Source organism: Amycolatopsis sp. WAC 04197 (genome assembly GCF_003947475.1).
Taxonomy (GTDB): domain Bacteria; phylum Actinomycetota; class Actinomycetes; order Mycobacteriales; family Pseudonocardiaceae; genus Amycolatopsis; species Amycolatopsis japonica.
Window position 1 is genome coordinate 42540 of record NZ_QHJK01000004.1, and the last position, 15210, is coordinate 57749.

General features: G+C 69.2%; 12 protein-coding genes. 6 read left to right on the forward strand and 6 right to left on the reverse strand.

Annotated elements, in window-relative coordinates:
- Position 1: 1 nt before the first annotated feature.
- From DMC64_RS16965 to DMC64_RS16975, 3 genes are all read right to left on the reverse strand, one after another.
- Positions 2-2101 carry an MMPL family transporter gene (locus DMC64_RS16965; RefSeq protein WP_125734320.1) on the reverse strand — a complete coding sequence of 700 codons (2100 nt, stop codon included), beginning with the start codon at positions 2099-2101 and terminating at the stop codon, positions 2-4.
- Positions 2102-2210: 109 nt separating this feature from the next.
- On the reverse strand, positions 2211-2879 hold the full coding sequence (locus tag DMC64_RS16970) for a response regulator transcription factor (protein ID WP_038508744.1): 669 nt from the start codon (positions 2877-2879) through the stop codon (positions 2211-2213).
- On the reverse strand, positions 2876-3952 hold the full coding sequence (locus DMC64_RS16975; RefSeq protein WP_125734321.1) for a sensor histidine kinase: 1077 nt from the start codon (positions 3950-3952) through the stop codon (positions 2876-2878). Before DMC64_RS16975 ends, DMC64_RS16970 begins: the two co-directional genes overlap by 4 nt.
- Before the next feature lie 84 nt (positions 3953-4036).
- On the opposite strand from DMC64_RS16975, the gene DMC64_RS16980 reads away from it, so the two are divergent.
- The 5 genes from DMC64_RS16980 (at position 4037) to DMC64_RS17000 (ending at position 8270) form a co-directional block, all read left to right on the forward strand.
- Positions 4037-4594 carry a transcriptional regulator gene (locus tag DMC64_RS16980; protein WP_125734322.1) on the forward strand — a complete coding sequence of 186 codons (558 nt, stop codon included), beginning with the start codon at positions 4037-4039 and terminating at the stop codon, positions 4592-4594.
- On the forward strand, positions 4581-5474 hold the full coding sequence (locus tag DMC64_RS16985; RefSeq protein WP_125734323.1) for an SRPBCC domain-containing protein: 894 nt from the start codon (positions 4581-4583) through the stop codon (positions 5472-5474). Before DMC64_RS16980 ends, DMC64_RS16985 begins: the two co-directional genes overlap by 14 nt.
- Positions 5475-5483: 9 nt before the next feature.
- Positions 5484-6236 (forward strand): SDR family NAD(P)-dependent oxidoreductase, encoded by a 753-nt coding sequence (locus DMC64_RS16990; RefSeq protein WP_125734324.1) that lies wholly within the window; start codon positions 5484-5486, stop codon positions 6234-6236.
- Positions 6237-6308: 72 nt separating this feature from the next.
- Positions 6309-6785: a DUF3761 domain-containing protein gene (locus DMC64_RS16995; protein WP_233629684.1), complete on the forward strand. Its 477-nt coding sequence runs from the start codon at positions 6309-6311 to the stop codon at positions 6783-6785.
- A 57-nt stretch (positions 6786-6842) separates the two neighbouring features.
- Positions 6843-8270 (forward strand): MFS transporter, encoded by a 1428-nt coding sequence (locus DMC64_RS17000; protein ID WP_125734325.1) that lies wholly within the window; start codon positions 6843-6845, stop codon positions 8268-8270.
- Between the two features lie 52 nt (positions 8271-8322).
- On the opposite strand, the gene DMC64_RS17005 is transcribed toward DMC64_RS17000, so the two are convergent.
- The gene (locus DMC64_RS17005) at positions 8323-9876 is read right to left on the reverse strand and encodes an acetolactate synthase large subunit (protein WP_199755001.1); all 1554 of its coding nucleotides are present in this window, start codon (positions 9874-9876) and stop codon (positions 8323-8325) included.
- A 12-nt stretch (positions 9877-9888) separates the two neighbouring features.
- Entirely contained in the window at positions 9889-11271 is a 1383-nt protein-coding gene (locus tag DMC64_RS17010; RefSeq protein ID WP_125734327.1) for an FAD-binding oxidoreductase, read from the reverse strand.
- 188 nt (positions 11272-11459) lie between these two features.
- On the opposite strand from DMC64_RS17010, the gene DMC64_RS17015 reads away from it, so the two are divergent.
- The gene (locus DMC64_RS17015; protein ID WP_125734328.1) at positions 11460-12251 is read left to right on the forward strand and encodes a Calx-beta domain-containing protein; all 792 of its coding nucleotides are present in this window, start codon (positions 11460-11462) and stop codon (positions 12249-12251) included.
- Here DMC64_RS17015 and DMC64_RS17020 read toward each other — a convergent pair.
- On the reverse strand, positions 12235-15198 hold the full coding sequence (locus tag DMC64_RS17020; protein ID WP_125734807.1) for a BTAD domain-containing putative transcriptional regulator: 2964 nt from the start codon (positions 15196-15198) through the stop codon (positions 12235-12237). The two genes, DMC64_RS17015 and DMC64_RS17020, sit on opposite strands and share 17 nt — an antisense overlap.
- Positions 15199-15210: the final 12 nt, after the last annotated feature.

A 15210-nucleotide genomic window follows, 5' to 3' on the forward strand; every position in this document is an offset into this window, starting at 1 on the left:
ACTAGCGCGACGCCGGTTCCAGCGCCACGTGCGGCAACCGCCGGTCCAGCCACCGCGGCAGCCACCAGGCGCGTTCCCCGAGCAGCCGCATCACCGCGGGCACCACGAGACAGCGGATCACGAACGCGTCCACCAGCACCGCCACCGCCAGCCCGAGACCGAACTGCGCCAGCATCCGGTCGGGATTGAGCAGGAACGCGCCGAACACCACGATCATGATCGCCGCCGCGGCCGTGATCACCCCACCGGTGGAGGCGAGCCCTTCGCGGACGGCATGGCGCGCGTCGCCGGTACGCCGCCACTCCTCGTGCATCCGGGACACCAGGAACACCTCGTAGTCCATGGAAAGCCCGAACACGATCGCGAAGATCAGCACCGGCACGAACGCTTCGATCGGTCCCGCCTGTGCTCCGAACAGGCCGTCGCCGAACACCGCCGTCATCACGCCGAGCGCGGCACCGATGCTCAGCAGGTTCAGCGCGGCCGCCTTGAGCGGGATCAGGATCGAGCGGAAGACGACCATCAGCAGCAACGCCGACAAACCGACGACCACCAGCACGAACAGCGGCAACCGGTCGCCGACGGCGTCCGCGAAGTCGACCGCGGCCGCCACACTTCCGCCGACCAGGTACTTGCCCGGCAGTCCCGGCAGAACCTCGGCGCGCAGCCGCTCGACCAGATCGGCGGTCGCGGAGTCCTGCGGCGAAGACGTGGGGAACGCGAGAACCGTCGTGACACCCTGGCCCATCGGCGGCGTCACCTTGGCGATTCCCGGTGTGGTCTCGAGTTTCCGTTGCAGCGCGACGCCGTCGCCGTTCTCGGTGACCACGATCAACGGCTCGCTGAACCCGGGGCCGAAACCCTCCGCCATCAGGTCGTAGGCCTGCCGGGTGGTCGACGTCTCCGGGTCGGTGCCCGCGTCGGCGAATCCGAGGCGCATTCCCAGCGCGGGCAAGGAAAGCCCGACGAGGACGAGCAGCCCGATCGCGAGCGGCACCATCGGCCGCCGCTGCACCGCGTCCCCGAGTTTGCCCCACGCCTTGCCGTGTTCGCGTTTCGCGGCGTGCTTGCGGATGCCCTTTTCCAGGCGTCGCCCGAAAAGCGAGAGCAGCGCGGGCAGCAGGGTGATCGAGGCGAGCATCGTCACGAGCACGGTCAGCGCGACCGCGAGAGCGACCCCGCGCAGCGATCCGAGGCCGAGCGCGAGCAGGCCGAGCAACGCGATGATCACCGTGCCACCGGCGAACAGCACCGACCGGCCCGCGGTGTCCAGCGCCCGCCGCGCCGCCTGTTCGCGGTCGAGGCCGCCGAGGATTTCGCCGCGATAGCGGGAAAAGATGAGCAGCGCGTAGTCCACGCCGACGCCGAACCCGACCAGCATCATCAGCGGCGCCGTGTAGCTCGCGATGTCGACGAACCTGCTGACGAGCACGATCACGCCGAGTGTGCTGCCGACGGCGAAGATCGCCGTGATCACCGGGAGCCCGGCGGCGAGGATCGAGCGGAACAGGAAGACGAGGATCACCAGCGCGGCGAGCAGCCCGACACCCTCCGACGGGCCACCGCCTCCGCTGGTCCGCTTGATCGGCTCGCCACCGAGTTCGATCTGGAGCGCGGTGGTCTCCGCCCTCTTCGCGGTGTCGACGACGCGCACGATGTCGTCGTACGGAAGGTCTTTCGACTCCAGGTCGAAAGCGACCGCCGCGTAACCGATCGTGCCCTCACGTGAGATGGCCGACGGGGTGTCGAAAGGACTCGTCACCGATTTCACGTGCGGCTGGTTCCGGACTTCGGCGAGCATCGTGTCGATCGGTCCGCGTGCGGTCGCGAGTCCGCCCTCGGTCTTGAACACGATTTCGGCCGTCGCACCGGTCTGCGCGGGGACCTGCGCTTTGAACAGGTCTGAGATCTGCTGGGATTCGGTACCCGGCAGGGAATGGTCGTCGTGGTAGGCGCTGCCCGCCAGCTGCGAGCCCAGCGTGACACCGACGAGGGTGAGCAGCCAGAGCGAAACGGCGAGCCAGCGGTGGCGTTGAGACCAGCCCGCCAGCTTCGAAAGGCCGCCCCCAGGCCGCCTCTCGGAAAGAGTGATGGTGTCCATGGCGGACAGCATCGGCTTTTCCCGGCCGCATATCGTCGGGCCCGGGCGGGCACTCGGGCCGCAACTTCTGGGTACCCCTAAGGCGCTTCCCGTACTACCGGGGTTGTGGTCACGGGGTCAACCAGCGCGGGGTGACCATGCCCGATTCGTAGGCCAGCACGACGAGCTGCGCGCGGTCACGGACGTCCACTTTGGTCATGATCCGGCTGACGTGTGTCTTCGCCGTCGCCGGGCTGAGCACCAGTTCCTTCGCGATCTCGTCGTTGGACAGTCCGGCCGCGACCAGGCTCATCACCTCGCGTTCCCGCTCGGTGAGCCGGTTCAGGGTGGGCGAGGGGGCGGGCCGGTCCACCCGGCCGGCGAATTCCGAGATCAGGCGGCGGGTGATCGACGGCGCGAGCAACGCGTCGCCCCTGGCGACCACGCGGACACCGTGGATCAGCTCCTCCGGTTCGGTGTCCTTGACCAGGAACCCGCTGGCACCCGCGCGCAAGGCGCCGTAGACGTCCTCGTCGAGGTCGAAGGTGGTGAGGATGACGACCTTGGTCCCGGCCCGCGCCGGATCTCCGAGCAGATGCCGGGTCGCGGTGAGCCCGTCCATCACCGGCATCCGGATGTCCATCAGGACGACGTCGGGTTCGTGTTCGCGCGCGGCTTCGAGGGATTCACGCCCGTCGGCCGCTTCGGCGACCACGCTGATGTCGTCTTCACCGTCCAAAATGGATTTGAACCCGGCGCGGACCAGCCGTTGATCGTCGACCAGCAGGACCCGGATCATTTCTTCACCCGCAGCGGAAGCCGGGCGCGCACGCGGAAGCCGCCGTCCTCGCGCGCGGCCGCGGTGAGCTCGCCACCGAGTGCCTCGGCCCGTTCGGTCATGCCGCGGATCCCGTTGCCGGGCTCCGCCGGGCCTCCCCGGCCGTCGTCGTCGATCTGCACGGACACATCATGGGGCGTGTAGCCGATCCGCACCACGACGGTGTTCGCGGCGGCGTGGCGCGCGACGTTGGTCAACGCCTCCTGGACGACGCGGAACGCGGCGTGTTCGACGTCGGGTGGCAGTTCCGTCGCCGTGCCGTCGATCTCGGTCCGGACGGTCAGCCCGTGCGCGCCCGCCGACTCGGCCAGTTCGGCGACCCTGGCCAGGCTCGGTGTGTCCGCCTGCCGCAACATGCCCAGGGTGGCGCGGAGTTCGCGCAAGGCCTCCTTGCTGGTCTTTTTGATCGTGGTCAGTGCCTCCTCGGCCTTCGCCGGATCCTTGCCGTGCAGGGCCGCGCCTGCCTGGACGTTGATGAGCGCCAGGTTGTGGCCGAGGACGTCGTGCAGTTCGCGCGCGATCCGGAGGCGTTCGTCGGTGGCCCTTCGCTGGGCCTCGGCCTCCTTGGTGCGCTCGGCCTCTCGGCGGTAGTACGTCACGGCGCCGACCGCGACCAGCGCGATGAACCAGCCCGCCATCAGCAGGAAGGCGAAGTTGTCCACCTGCCGTGAGGCGCCGGCCCCGAGTTCGCCGAGCGCGACGCCGCCCATCGAGGCCGCCGCGACGACCGCCGCGCTCCGGATCCGCCCGGTCGAGGCGTTGTTGTACAGCGCGAAGGCGAACGCGAGCAGGACGAACCCGTCCGGATCGGTCTGCGGGTAGTAGACCGCGCAACACACCGCGGTGAAGATCGTGACGGGGAGCGGGTACCGGCGGCGCAGGAACAACGCCGCGCAGGCGAGCGCCACGCAGACCCAGCCGGCGGCCGCGTTGCGCGGTGTCTCCGCGCCGTCCCCGAGCGAGACCACGACGGAACCCGCGATCACCGCCGCGGTGACCGCGATTTCCGCCGCGTACCGCCGCAGGATCGCCACACGACGAGGGTAGCGCGATCCGGGCCGATTGACAAAATGGATTTTTACGTTCAAACTGATTTTTGTGATCAAGGGTGTGACGCCGTGAAGGATGTGGAGTACCTCGATCGGCTGGAGCAGGCGGAGGCGTTGCTGAAACCGCAGCGGGTGGACGTCCTGCGGCAGCTGGCGGAGCCGCGGTCGTGCACCGAGGTGGCGACGGTGCTGGATCAGACTCCCCAGCGGGTCTATTACCACGTGAAGCGACTGGTGGAAGCCGGTCTCGTGAAGCAGGTGTCGGAGCGGAAGGTACGCGCCGTCAGTGAGGGCGTGTACCAGGCGACCGCCCGTTCGTACTGGCTGTCACCCGGACTGGTCGGACGGCTCGGCCCGCGGGTGGTGCGGGACGAGCTGAGCCTGGGCTACCTGGTGGACCTCATGGAGGAGGTCCAGGCGGACGTCGCCGCGCTCGACCGGGCCGCGCCGGAGCTGCCGTCGATCGGCGTTTCCGGCGAGATCCGGGTGGAGCCCGAGCGGCGCCAGGAGTTCCTCGACGAACTGAAGACGACTTTGCAGGACCTGTTCACCCGCTACGGCGGAGCGGAAGGCGACGCCTTCAAGCTCGCCGTGGCCTGTTACCCGAAGGGAGATGCCCGTGACTGAACCGACGAGGTTCCAGGTGCGCCTGCGCGCGCCGATCGCCGAGGTCTGGCACGCGCTGACCGATCCCGGGGCACTGCGCGAGTGGCTTTCCGAGTACGCGGAAGTCGATCTGCCGTCCCGGTACGAGTTCTGGGGCCGCTACACGCCGGACGGCGATCGTCCGCGCCAGCGATTGTTGCTGGCCGAGGACAACGTCCTGCGGTTCGCGTGGACCGTCGACGGCAAGGAGACCGTCGTCGAGATCGCGCTGACGGAAGACGGGGACGGCACGTCCTTGTCGTTCAGCCAGAGCGGTCTGCCGGACTACACCGCGATGCTCGCCGACCCGGATTCGTCACTCGGCATGATGTACACGTTCTGGGCGCTTTCCGTCTCGAACCTCGTCGACCACGTCGAAGGACGGCCGCTCACCGCCCGCTGCGACCTCACCTCCCCGCTGATGAGCGAAGAGGTGCGGATCGACGCGCCGCGCGGTGAGGTCTACTCCTCGATCGCCGATCCCGCCGTGTTCACGCGCTGGTTCGGCGCCCGGATCGAGGCGGAGACCGAGGTCGGCGGCCGCTGGGCGATGGGGTCACTGGAGAACGACCCGAATCCGGCGAAGATCGTCGACCTGGTGCCCGACGCGAAGATGTCGCTCGCGTACCAGGACGGCGTCGTCGCCACTTGGGAGCTCGAGGATTCCGGCGGCGGCACCAAGCTGACGTTCGTCCAAAGTGGATTCTCCGACGAGAAGCCGCCCTACGGCTCGTGGATGGGCTGGCTCAGCGGTTTGGCGGAATTGCGCCGGTTCCACGAGATCGACCCGTGGCTCCCACTGTGGGCCGACGTCCAACTGGAAGGAATGCCCGAAGGTCTCATCACACTGGATGGAAAGTAGGAGGAAGCGATGTTGCTCGAAGGCAGGAACGCGATCATCTACGGTGCTGCAGGTGGAATCGGGAGCGCGGTGGCCCGCGGCTTCGCGAGAGAGGGCGCGACCGTCCATCTCACCGGCCGCACCTTGAAGAAGCTCGACGCGCTGGCCGACGAAATCCGGGCGGCGGGCGGGAAAGCGGAAACGGCGGAATTCGACGCGCTGGACGAAACCGCCATCGTCGAGCATGCCGCTTCGGTGGCCTCGACGGCGGGCAGCGTCGACATCTCGATGAACGTGATCACGCACAACGACGTCCAAGGCACTCCGCTGGTCGAAATGTCGGTGGAGGACCTGGAAAGCCCGGTCCGGACGGCGGTACGGACGAACTTCCTGACCGCACGGGCGGCCGCCCGGCACATGATCGAGCAGGGATCCGGGGTGATCCTGATGTTCGGCGGCGACGGTGACCCGCTGCCGGGATATCACCTCGGTGGGCTCCAGGTCGCGTTCAGCGCGATGGAAGCGTTGCGGCGAGGGCTGGCGTGCGAGCTCGGACCGCAGGGCATCCGTGTCGTGACCCTGCGCACCGGCGGGATCCCGGAGACGATCCCGGCGGGTGCCGGGCTCGACGACGCCATCCGTGACATGGTCGACGCGACGATGCTCAAGCGGACGGCTTCACTTGAAGACGTCGCCCGGGTGGCCGCCTTCGCCGCGTCGGACCACGCGCGCAGCATGACGGCGACAGCGCTGAATATCAGTTGCGGCACGATGGTCGACTGACCCGCGGCCGCCGTTAACACCGGCGAACGATCTCCCGACTACGCGGCACTACCAGGTGCTGGGGAGGTTGTTATGCCGAAGAGCGCAACGAAGCTGGGCATGGCACTGGCGATCGGACTTCTGGTCGCCGGAGCCTGCGGGGTGGAGACCGTGCCCACCGGGCGGGTCACGCCGACGAGCAGTCGGATGTCGACGCCGGCGACCAGCACATGGACACCGCCGACGACCACGACCACGGCGACGCCCACGCCGACACCTCAACAGTTCGTTCCGACGACCACCGCCGCGGTCGAGGTACCGAAGCAGGTCGAGCCGAAACCGACGAAGACACGTCCGAAGACCACGCAGGCGACGCCGAAGGCGCCGAACCCGGCGGAATGCGGAAGCGACTACTACCGCAACACCGACGGTGTGTGCGTCCATCGGCCGGCGAGCGGCCCCGGCGCGGCCGACGGTGCGACCGCCCTCTGCAAGGACGGTTCGTACAGCTACAGCCAGAACCGCCGCGGCACCTGCTCCGGGCACGGCGGGGTCCGCACCTGGCTGTGATCCCGTCCGTTGTTCATTCACCGGGAAGGGTGGTGCTGTGTAAGGTCGGATCATGGGATGCGCATGGTGAAACCGGTCGGACGGGCACCTTCGCCCCGGATCTTCGTGGTCGTGCTCGCCACCTGCGGGCTGGTGGCCTCGTTCATGCAGACGCTGGTCGTCCCGCTCATCCCGGCGTTTCCCCGGCTGCTCGGCACGACCCCGTCGGACGCGTCGTGGGTGGTGACGGCGACCCTGATCGCCGGAGCCGTGGTGATGCCGGTGAGCGGCAGGCTCGGCGACCTCTACGGCAAACGCCGGTTGCTGCTGATCAGCCTGGGGTTCCTGGTCGCCGGTTCGGTGGTGTCGGCGCTGACGAGTTCGCTCGCGCTGATGGTCGTCGGCCGGGGGCTCCAGGGCTGCGCGATGGGCGCGATCCCGCTGGGCATCAGCATCATGCGCGACGAGCTCGCACCGGAACGGGTCGGTGCCGCGATCTCGGTGATGAGTTCGACGCTCGGTGTCGGCGGTGCCATCGGGCTCCCGGTGTCGGCGCTGGTCGCGCAGAACGCCGACTGGCACGTCCTCTTCTGGGCGTCGGCGGGGCTCGGGCTCGTTTGCGGCCTGCTGATCCTCTTCGTGGTGCCGGAATCACCGGTGAAGACACCGGCGCCGTTCGACTACCTCGGTGCCCTGGGGTTGACCGTCGGCCTGGTCTGCCTGCTGTTGCCGATCGTCAAGGGCGGCGAATGGGGCTGGGGCAGCGGCCGCACGCTGGCCTTCGGCGGGAGCGCGCTGGTGATCCTGCTGGTCTGGGGTGCCTACCAGCTGCGGCGCCGGGATCCGCTGGTGGATCTGCGGGTCTCCGCGCGGCGTCCGGTGTTGTTCACCAACCTCGCGTCGATCATGATCGGTTTCGCGCTGTACTCGATGGCGTTGTCGTTCCCGCAGCTGCTGCAGGCGCCCGCGTCGACCGGCTACGGCCTCGGCCTGACGATGGTGGAGGCCGGACTCTGCCTCGCGCCGAACGGTCTGGTCATGTTCATGCTGTCGCCGGTTTCGGCCCGGCTCATCGAGCGCTACGGACCACGTACGACGCTGATGGTCGGCGCCACCACCATCGCGACCGGGTACGTCTTCGCGACCGTGTTAATGGACAACGCTTTCGAGCTGATCACGGCGTCGATCATCATCGGCGGTGGGGTGGGCATCGCCTACGCGGCCATGCCCGCGCTGATCATGGGCTCGGTGCCGGTCACCGAAACCGCGTCCGCGAACGGGCTGAACTCGCTGATGCGCTCCGTCGGCACGTCGACGTCCAGCGCGGTCATGGCGTCCATGCTCGCGTCGCTGGCGATCACCGTCGGCGGGGTCTCCGTCCCGTCCGCGGCCGGATTCCGGCTGAGCTTCGTGGTCGCCGCCGGCGCGGCGCTCCTGGGGCTCGTCTTGACCGCTTTCGTCCCGAAGCAACGTCAACCCGAGCCGCTGGTCGCTCCGGTCCACTGACGCGCCTTGCGTTGCGATGAAAGGACTTCATCGCAACGCAAGGGCACTCCGCTCAGAACAGCGTCGGAACGATCGCGTCGATCAGGTGCGGTCCCGGCTCGGCGAGCGCGCGCTGGAACTGCTCGGCCAGCTCCTCCGCGGTCGTCGCCCTGGTCGCCGGGACACCCATGCCTTCGGCGATCTTGACGAAGTCCATGTCCGGCCGGGAAAGGTCGAGCAGTTCGTTCGCCTTGGGGCCGTTGGCGTCCGCGCCGACGCGCTGCAGCTCCAGCCGCAGGATCGCGTACGCGCGGTTGTTCAGCAGGACCGTGGTGACGTTGAGATTCTCCCGAGCCTGCGTCCACAGCGCCGAAATCGTGTACAGCGCGCTGCCGTCGGACTGCAGGTTGATCACCGGCCGGTCCGGTGCGGCGACGGCGGCCCCGGTCGCGACGGGCATGCCGTAGCCGATCGCGCCGCCGGTCAGGGTCAGCACGTCGTGCCGGGGCGCACCCGCGGTCGCGGCGGGCAGCAACAGCCCGGACGTGTTCGCTTCGTCGGCGATGATCGCGCGTTCCGGCAGCAGCGCACCGATCACCTCGACCCAGTTCTGCGGGGTCAGCGGCCCGGACGGCAACGCGGGCCGGGCGGCCTCCTGCAGTACCGGCTCGGTCTCGGCCGCGACCAGTTCCGCCACATCGGCCAGAGCCCGCGGCACGTCCTGCACGACTTCGGCCAGCACGTGGACCTGCGCGCCTTCGGGTACCAGGTTGCTCGCCTTGCCGGGATAGGCGAAGAACGAGACCGGAGCCTTCGTTCCGGCGACGATCACGTGCTTGATCCCGTCGAGCTGGTACGCGACCTGTTCGGCGAGATAGCCCAGCCGCTCGATCGTCGGCAGGCCCTCGCCGCGTTCGAGCCGGGCGGGGAAGGTCTCGACGAACGCCTTCACGCCGGTCGCGGCCGCGATCCGGCTGGTCGCGCGCAGTCCGGCCTCGCGGCAGCCGCCGCCGCCGACGAGCAGGGCGACCGGTTCACCACTGGTCAGCACTTCGGCGATGTTCTTCACCGTCGTCGCGTCTACGACCTGCGGGATCCGAGGCGGGATGGGTGCGCAGGTTTCGCCGCCCTCGCCCCAGGACGCGTCGGCGGGGAGGATCAGCGTCGCCACCTGTCCGGGGGCGTCCTGCGAGGCCGCGACCGCCGCCGCGGCGTCGGCACCGACGTCCTTCGTGTGCTCCGAGCGGCGGACCCAGCCTTCGAGCGAACCAGCTACGGCCTCGATATCCGATTCGAGCGGGGCGTCGTACTGCTTGTGGTAGGTCGCGTGATCACCGATCACGTTGACGATCGGGGTGTGGGCGCGGCGCGCGTTGTGCAGGTTCGCCAGTCCGTTCCCGAGCCCGGGGCCGAGGTGCAGCAGCGTCGCGGCCGGCTTGCCGGCGATACGCGCGTACCCGTCCGCGGCGCCGGTGACGACGCCCTCGAACAGGCCGAGCACGCCGCGCATCTCGGGCACGGAGTCGAGCGCGGCCACGAAGTGCATCTCCGAGGTGCCCGGATTCGAGAAGCACACGTCGACGCCCGCGTCGACGAGGGTGCGGATCAGGGACTGGGCGCCGTTCATCTCACTCACTTTTCAAGCCCTCTCAGCGAAAAGAACGCCGGGGTTGAGGATCCCGGCCGGGTCGAAGCTTTCCTTGATCCGGCGCATCAGCGCGATCTTCGCCGGGTCCTCCAGGTCGAGGAAGTAGCCTGCCTTGGCCCTCCCGAGGCCGTGTTCACCGGAGATCGCGCCGCCGAGTTCCATGCCCAGCGCGAAGATGTCGGTCAGCAGCTGCTTCCGCTTGTCCGTGTCCTTGCAGAAGATGGCGAGGTGGACGTTGCCGTCGCCGGCGTGTCCGCAGCCGAGCGCGCCCGCCTCGCGCGACATCGCCATCTCCCGCGCCTTGCGCAGGAACTCGGGCATGGCGGACCTCGGGACCACCACGTCGATGACGTCGTCGGCACCGGCCGCCTTGGCCGTCCAGAACGCCTTTTCCCGCGCCTCGATGAGCTTGCGTGCCGAAGGGCCTTCGAGCACGTACACGTCCATCGCGCCGAGATCTCCCAGCAGTCCGCCGAGCTCCTCGACGTCGGAGTGCAGCCGGTCGCTGTCGCGGTTTTCCAGCGCCACCACCAGATAAGCCTGCGCGGTGTCGCGGATCGAGTCCGGGACGCCGAGGCTGAGTTTCTCGTTGTAGCTGATCGCGGCGAGCGTCAGATTGTCGATGTACTCGAGGATGTGCGGCGCGAGCCCGCTGGAGATGATCTTCGGGACGACGGTCATCACCTCGTCGAAGGTCTCGAACGGGGCGAACACCGTGGCACCGTGCGGCAGGCGCGGATACAGCTTCACGATGACCTCGGTGGCGATCGCGAGGGTGCCTTCGGAGCCGATGATCAGCTGGGTCAGGTCGTAGCCCGTCGACACCTTCGAGGTCTTGCCGCCGGTCCGGATGATCTCGCCGGTCGGCAGTACGGCCTGCAGGCCCACGACGTTGTGCCGGGTGACGCCGTATTTGACCGCGCGCATGCCGCCCGCGTTCGTGCCGACGTTGCCACCGACACTCGCGCTCAGTTCCCCGGGATAGACGGTGTAGCCGAGTCCGGCCTTCGTGGTCTTTTCGTCCAAATCGGACAGTGTGACGCCGGGCTGGACGACGGCGACGTGGTTTTCGGTGTCGATCTCCAGTACGGCGTTCATGCGTTCGAAAGAGATCACCAGGCCGTCTTCGCGAGGCCGCGCACCACCCGACAGGCCGGTGCCCGACCCGCGCGCGGTGACCGGCACGCCGTGTTCACTGGCCGCCTTCAGCAGCTCCGCGACCTCCTCGGCGCTTCCCGGTTTCGCCAGGTGGGCGGGCCTCTGCGCCGAGGTGGTCAAAGCCTCGTCGTGTGCGTAGTCCTCGGGGATCGCCTCGCCTGACAGCAAGTTCGCGTCCCCGACGATCTCGGCGAACCGTGCCGCAACATCGCCCATCGACTGCCCTTCCTCACGCTTCTTTGCCTGGTTACCGAAGCGTAGTACGTCGTGGGCGGGGATGGCCATGAATCATTTTCATGTTTGCTTCCGCTGGTCACAACCTCACGACAACCTCACTCGGATACCCATGTCGCAGCGGGCCGCGGCGGCCCGCCGGAAGGGGTGGACGCTCGATGGGATCAAGGATGAGGCGGATCGCGGCGCTGGGGGCGTCGTTCGCGATCGCGTTCGGACTCGCGGTGCCGGCGGCAGAAGGCGCGGGAACGGGCTGCACCGCGCCCGTGGCGAACGTCAGCGGCGTCAGCCAGGCCGAGGGGACAAGCGCCGGCTACACCACCCTTCTCTTCACCGTTTCACTCGCCGATGGCGGTTGCGCGCCACAGGGCTCGGTCGAGTACCGGACGATCGAGGGCAACGGCTCGCCGGTCGATCCGGCGTTCGTCGCGAAGGAGAGCGTCGACTACCTGCCGCGTGCGGGCACGCTGACCTGGTCCGGGCGGGCGGATACGCAGACGGTCGCGGTCAAGGTCCGCGCCGATTCCTTCGTCGAGAACGACGAGATGTTCTCGCTGCGCCTGTACGGCGAGAAAGGCGTGCGGATCGGGCACAGTGTCGGCGTGGCCTGGGTGGCCGACGACGACAAGGTCAAGACCGTGCCGCTGGCCACCACGCAGGAAGGCGAGATCTGCTGGTCGCTCCCGCCCAACTTCGCGCAGGCCAGCAGCTGCAAGGTGCCACTCGTACTCTCCCGGCCGTGGCTCGCGGGACCGCTCACGGTCCGCTACCGCACCGAAGGCTCCGCCCACGAGCCGGTGAAGGACGGTGTCGTCACCTTCGAACGCGGTGAGACCAGGGGATACGCCGAACTCACGGTCCTGCCCGGGCAAACGGGGAAGGCGCGGGTCGAGTTCTTCGAGCCGTCGCAGGGCAGGCTCGTGTACGCGACCTCCACCGTGGTGATCAGCCCCGCCGGGTGACGAGGTCGGCGTCGGCCGTCGCGTTCGCCCGCCGGTACAGCTCGATCGCTCGAGCCCAGTGGGCGGCCGCGGCGGCCGTGTCACCGCACCGTGTCTCCAGGTCGCCGAGGTCGCGGTGCAGATGAGCCTCCTCGTACGGATCTGGGACACCCGCCCGGACGGCGACACCCCGCTCGAGGCTTTCCCTCGCCGACGCCAGATCGCCGAGCCCCAGGTGGGCGCGGCCGAGCCGGTCGAGGGCGGCCGCCTCGCTGTGCCGGTTCCCGACGTCCCGGCTGATCAGCAGCGCCTGGTCGAAGTCGTCCCGCGCGGCCCGGAAGTCCTTGCGGGCGAGGTGGACCTGGCCGGCGTGCAGCAGGGACTCCCACTCCTGCCAGCGGTCGCCGATCGCCCTGGACGCGGCCAGCGCCTTGCCGAGGTGGTCCAGCGCGACGTCGTGATCGCCGAGTTCCTCGTAGGCCTCGCCGAGGGTGTCCAGGGTGGCCGCTTCCAGCCGGGCGTTGCCGAGTTCGCGGAACGTCTCCAGCGCGGCCGTCAGCGGGCTGAGACCGTCCATCGGCTGGCCCCGGCGAATGTAGGCGTGGCCGAGGTTGCGCTGGGACAGGGCGCGCCCGAGCCGGTTGCCCGCCGAGGTGCACCGCTCCACCGCGAGCCGGTACGCGGTGATCGCCTCGTCGAACCGGCGAAGCGCGGCGTAGGCGTTCGCGGTGTTGTTGTAGATGTGCCCTTCGCCTTCGAGATCGCCGGCCGCACGGGCGGCCTGCAACGCGCGAGTGTTGGTTTCGAGCGCGTCCGTCAACCTGCGGGTCATGAAGTAAGCAGCGCCCAGCGCGCGCAGCATTTCCGCTTCCGCCAATGGATCGTCGAGCTCGGCGGCCGCCGCGGCCCCCTCGCGGCAGAGCCCGATCCGCTCGTTCCAGCCGCCCGTGGTGTCGTAGAAACTGGTGAGCAGGTAGGTGAGCTGCCAGGCGGCGGTGTTGCGGCCGTGTTCGCGCGCGAAGCGCACTACGGGCAGCAGATTCGGGCGCTCGGCCCCCAGGAACGCCAGCGCCGCACGTCTTTCCGCGGGGAACGGCCTTCCGGGTGCCGGGTGGCGCAAAGCCGGGACGACCAGATCGCGGTTCGGGTCGATGATCCGGTTCGCCTCGGCGGCGACGTGCAGATACCAGTCGATCAACCGGTCCGCGGCCTCGGCGCGGCTCGACGTCGTTTCGTCGGTGCGGGCGCACGCGACGGCGAACTCACGGATCAGGTCGTGGAGGCGATAGCGATCCGGGCCCGCCGGGGTGATCAGGTGCGCCGCGGAGAGTTCGGCGGCCGCGGCCCGGCCCGCGTCGGCGGGCACCCCGCACAGCGCGCCGCCGAGTGCCGCGCTGAACGACGTCCCCGGAATCAGCCCGGACAGCCGGAACAGTCGGGCCGGAGCATGTTCCAGTGGCAGGTACGCACTCGCGAGGACGGTTTTGACCGTCCGGGAATCCCCTTGCACCGCAAGGGTTTCCAACCGTCCGGCGCCGGTCAGCTCATGGGTGAGTTCCGCGATCGGACGGCTCGGTTCGCCGGTCAGGCGTGCGGCGGCGATCCGCAACGCCAACGGCATCCCGTCGCACAGCCTGGCCAGTCGTGCGGCCTGCGCGGGTTCGCGGGAGACCCGGTCGGCGCCCAGCACCCGGGTGAGCAGTGTCATCGATTCGGGATCGGCCAGCGCGTCGAGGGCGAACACCCGGACGGCGTGCCTGCTGCCGAGCGCCGCCAGCGTCTGCCTGCTGGTGACGATCAGCATCGCCTTCGCCGTACCGGGGACGAGGGGGAGGATCTGGTCGACGCCGCCCGCGTTGTCGGCGACGATCACGCAACGCCTGCCGTGCAGCAGTGAGCGGTAGAGCGCCGCGCGTTCGGCCGTCGCGTCGGGCAGCCGGTCGTCAGGGAGACCGAGACCCCGCGACAGATGCGCGAGCGCGTCGCCCGGCGAGAGCGCCTCGTTCGGGTCGTGCCCGGCGAGATCGAGGAAGAGCTGGCCATCGGGGAAACGGTCCGCGATGCGATGCGCCCACTGCACGGCGAGCGCGGACTTCCCCATTCCCGCCGCCCCGGAGATCACCACGACCGGCGGCTCGGCTTCGTCGAGGAGCTCGTCGAGTGAAGCGAGCTCCTGCTGCCGTCCGGTGAAGTGTCCGACACGGGCGGGGAGTTGCGCGGGCGCGGTGCCGCGGGCGGGTGCGTCGAGTTCGGGCGCGCGGCGCAGGATCGAAGTGTGCAGTTCGACCAGTTCCGGTCCGGGATCGACACCGAACTCGTCCGCCAGCCCTCTGCGCACGGCCTGGAACGTCTCCAGCGCCTCGGCATGTCTCCCGCAGCGATGCAGAGCGAGCATGTGCAGCGCGGCGAGCCGTTCGCGGTACGGCTGTTCGGCCCGGAGCCGCGGAAGCTCCCGGAGGACTTCTTCGTGTTCGCCGAGCCTGAGCTCGGCGTCCCAGAGTTCTTCCCAGGCGGACAGCCGTAGTTCCTGGAGCCGTTCGACCTCGCGCAGGCCCCAGCCGTCGAGTCCGGCGTCCGCGAAGGCTTCGCCGCGCCAGAGCCGCAACGCCTCGCGCAACGCCGTCACCGCCTGACCGGGATTACTCCGCTTGGCGGCACGAAGTTCTTCCTCGAAGCGAAGAGCGTCGACAGAGGACGGTGCGACCGTCAGGACGTACCCGGGTTTGCGCGTCTGCAGGACCAGCGGGAACCCGCAGTCCTCCAATGCCTGCCGGATCCGTGCGACATGGCTGTGCAGGGTCTTCACCGCTGTGCGCGGCGGATCTTCACCCCAGAGCACATCGACCAGCCGGGGGATCGGGACGACCGAACCCGCGTGCAGGGCGAGAACGCCGAGCACGGCTCGCTGGCGGGCGCCGTGCAACTCCGCCCGCCCGGTGGGGCCGATCGCTTCGACCGGGCCCAGCACCCGCAATTCCCC

Excerpts from the sequence above, each read along its gene's own strand:
- DMC64_RS16970 (WP_038508744.1), bottom strand. The coding sequence starts at position 2,879 with ATGATCCGGGTCCTGCTGGTCGACGATCAACGGCTGGTCCGCGCCGGG.
- DMC64_RS17015 (WP_125734328.1), top strand. The coding sequence starts at position 11,460 with ATGAGGCGGATCGCGGCGCTGGGGGCGTCGTTCGCGATCGCGTTCGGA.
- DMC64_RS16965 (WP_125734320.1), bottom strand. The coding sequence starts at position 2,101 with ATGGACACCATCACTCTTTCCGAGAGGCGGCCTGGGGGCGGCCTTTCG.
- DMC64_RS17010 (WP_125734327.1), bottom strand. The coding sequence starts at position 11,271 with ATGGGCGATGTTGCGGCACGGTTCGCCGAGATCGTCGGGGACGCGAAC.
- DMC64_RS16990 (WP_125734324.1), top strand. The coding sequence starts at position 5,484 with ATGTTGCTCGAAGGCAGGAACGCGATCATCTACGGTGCTGCAGGTGGA.
- DMC64_RS17005 (WP_199755001.1), bottom strand. The coding sequence starts at position 9,876 with ATGAACGGCGCCCAGTCCCTGATCCGCACCCTCGTCGACGCGGGCGTC.
- DMC64_RS17000 (WP_125734325.1), top strand. The coding sequence starts at position 6,843 with ATGCGCATGGTGAAACCGGTCGGACGGGCACCTTCGCCCCGGATCTTC.
- DMC64_RS16985 (WP_125734323.1), top strand. The coding sequence starts at position 4,581 with ATGCCCGTGACTGAACCGACGAGGTTCCAGGTGCGCCTGCGCGCGCCG.
- DMC64_RS16995 (WP_233629684.1), top strand. The coding sequence starts at position 6,309 with ATGCCGAAGAGCGCAACGAAGCTGGGCATGGCACTGGCGATCGGACTT.